General features: G+C 68.7%; 2 protein-coding genes and 2 pseudogenes. 2 read left to right on the top strand and 2 right to left on the bottom strand.

What is annotated here, in order from left to right:
- Positions 1-42: 42 nt before the first annotated feature.
- Positions 43-423: pseudogene (locus CUC05_RS26170) on the top strand (DUF6308 family protein); the annotation flags it as partial.
- 19 nt (positions 424-442) lie between these two features.
- Here the strand turns inward: CUC05_RS26170 and CUC05_RS24165 are convergent.
- Together CUC05_RS24165 and CUC05_RS24170 are read right to left on the bottom strand one after the other, a co-directional pair.
- The gene (locus CUC05_RS24165; RefSeq protein ID WP_108668716.1) at positions 443-889 is read right to left on the bottom strand and encodes an ATP-binding protein; all 447 of its coding nucleotides are present in this window, start codon (positions 887-889) and stop codon (positions 443-445) included.
- Between the two features lie 79 nt (positions 890-968).
- Positions 969-2,186 carry a DDE-type integrase/transposase/recombinase gene (locus CUC05_RS24170; protein WP_157965976.1) on the bottom strand — a complete coding sequence of 406 codons (1,218 nt, stop codon included), beginning with the start codon at positions 2,184-2,186 and terminating at the stop codon, positions 969-971.
- A 172-nt stretch (positions 2,187-2,358) separates the two neighbouring features.
- Here CUC05_RS24170 and CUC05_RS24175 point away from each other — a divergent pair.
- Positions 2,359-2,674 (top strand): annotated as a pseudogene (locus CUC05_RS24175) (transposase); the annotation flags it as partial.

The raw sequence follows: 2,674 nt of genomic DNA on the forward strand, positions 1-2,674 counted from the left end.
TGCTGTTGGGTCATCGTGTGGGTCCTTCGCGTTGTAGGAGACATGAAGTTCACACGGTGGCCCGCCCTATCGGGCGGACCCTGCTCCTACACCACGTGGTGGGACTCACCCATCACGGACGAACTGACCGCGTTGGGCGCCTACCGCGATATTGCGGAGCTCGACGAAGAGACCTTTCAAACAATCGTGGACGGCGACGGCACTCCCGTCGGCCGACTGTGGGCCATCCTTCGAAAGGACGTGGGCTGGGGTCGAGTGATGTCGTTCAAGGTGCTTGCGGGGAAGCGGCCAGGGCTTTTCCCCATCTACGACTCAGTGCTCTCAGGCGCATTGGGGCTCGGACCACGCGACGGTTGGTACCGACCTTGGTGGGAGGCAGTATCCGGCTCAAGCGAACTTCGCGGGGAGCTAAGCCGTGTGGCGGGCATGGCGCCGCGACCTATCAGCCGGCTGAGGGCGGCCGACGTCGTGGTTTGGATGACGGACTACGGCTCGAACCAGGCACACAGTTGCTCATACGCCGACGAAGGCAAAACCCATTGCCCACGGCGGGCGGGCCGATGAACAGCACGTTGCCGGCGTCATCGAGGAACCGCATGGTCGCCAGGTCGTTGATGAGCTTGGGATCGATGCCTGGTTGGGCGTCGTAGTCGAAGTCGTCCAGACGCCATGCGGCGGGGAGGCCGGCCAGGCGCCGTCGTGACTCGGTGCGTCTTGTGCGGGTGGCGTCGGCCTCGATGCCCAACAGCTTCTCAAGCACGGTGACGTGGTCGTCATCGCTGTGGGCGTCAAGGACGGGGGCGAGGTGCTCGGCAGCGGCGTGCAGCTTCAGGAACGCCAGGTGGGAACGCAGCTGCTGGTAGGTCCGGTTGGGCGAGGGGGCGGTCATCGGCCGGCCTCCGGGGCGTGGGCGGCCCAGGCCGCGAGGTCGATGATCACGGCATCGCCGGGCTGGGGCGGGGTGGAGGTCAGTCTGCGGCGATCGCGGTCGCGGCGGCGGACTGGGGCCGGTTGGCCTTTCGGTGGCAGGGCGGGTCGGTGGTGAACGCGGCCAGCACTGCGGTCTGCAGCTGGCGGGCCTGCTCACCATCGCGGACCAGCACCCCGGTCCCTGCGACGATGCGGTGGCGGGTCAGCAGCCCGCTGGCCGGATCGATGACGTCCAGGACGTCGCGGTCGAGCTGGTGGCGGACCAGCACGGTCGCGCCGATCAGCACCGGGTCCACGGCGTAGGAGTTGCCCCGGTAGGCGACCGTGGCGTTGGCCGCGACAACCCGGTCCACCTCGCAGGCGGCGGGGAACCGCAAGGCCGGGACAGGCCCCAACCGTTCGGTCTCCGCGAGCGCCCCAACGGTTGTGGAACGGCCCTGGGTGTCGTGTCGCGGCCGGGCGTCGGCGATGGTCTGGCAGAACGCATCCAGTGACGCCTGCGCGGCATCGGGATCGGTGACGTCGGCGGTGCGCCACCACCGCTGGGTGAGGAAGTGGATGGCCTTCTCCACCACGCCCTTGCGCTTGGCCCGTCGGGGCGGGCAGATGTCGATGGCCACGGCGTGGTGCTTGGCGAAGACCGCGAACGTCGGCAGGACCTTGTCGGTCCCGATCGCCACGACCGTGCCCATCCGGTCGAACCGCCACCGGCGGGTCGTGCCGCCCAGCCGTGCGGTCACCCTGGTGATCGCATCGAAGGTGTGGGGCTGGTCGGTCCGCTCGGCGATGACAGCCCGGAACCTTCCCGAGTGGGCCAGCGCCCCGACGAGCACCTGGGCGTTGACGCCATCGGGCAGCCACGGGGCGCCGGGCAGCTCCACCCAGTCCCACTGCGTCTCCTCCCCAGCAGGGTGATCGATCTCGATCGTTGCGACCTTGCCGCCCGAGGCACAGGCCGCACATTCCGGCCGCAGGCCGCGGTCGCGGACATGGCGGGTGAACATTGAGTACGCCCGGTCATAGCCCAGCTTGACGGCCTCGTCGAACAGCGCGGTCCCCGCCACGTGCGGGTCATCGACCAGCCGCTGAGCGACATAGCCGGCGATCCGGTCGAACGGATCGGGTCCGGCGGGCTTGCGCTGCCCGGGAACGCGGTCGCCGGTCAGGTAGGCCCGGATGGTCTTTCGGTCTCGTCCGGTGTGGGCAGCGATCGCGGAGATCGACCAGCCACGCTGGCGTAGGGCATGCACTTCCACGTCTTCCTCCGATGACAACATCGGGTGGGGTCCTTCCGACGGCCGGACAGCTGTAGCAACTGCCAGCCTCGGGAGGACCCACGCTCTGTAGATGAACCTCCACCCACCCGACCCCTACGGGGTGGGGAGATTCGATGAGCAGGACTGGGGAGTTTCAGTGAGCGCCGTCAGCGTCAAGCTGGTCATCTCCGACGCGCACGCCGGGCTGCGCGCGGCGATCCGCCGTGTGCTGCAGGGCTCCGGATGGCAGCGATGCAGAGTGCATGCCAAGCGCAACCTGCTGGCGGTGGCCAACCACAGCCAGCGGCAGCTGATCTCGGCGTTGATCTCCACGATCTTCGCCCAGCCCGACGGTGACGCCGCCAAGGGACATCTCGGCACCGTCTGCGCCCAGCTGGAGACCGTGGCGCCGAAGGTGGCCGAGCGGCTCGAGGCCATGGAGGACGACCTGCTCGCCTACACCGCGTTCCCGCCGGTGCACTGGCCCA

The sequence above is a fragment of the Euzebya rosea genome (assembly GCF_003073135.1).
Taxonomy (GTDB): Bacteria; Actinomycetota; Nitriliruptoria; order Euzebyales; family Euzebyaceae; genus Euzebya; species Euzebya rosea.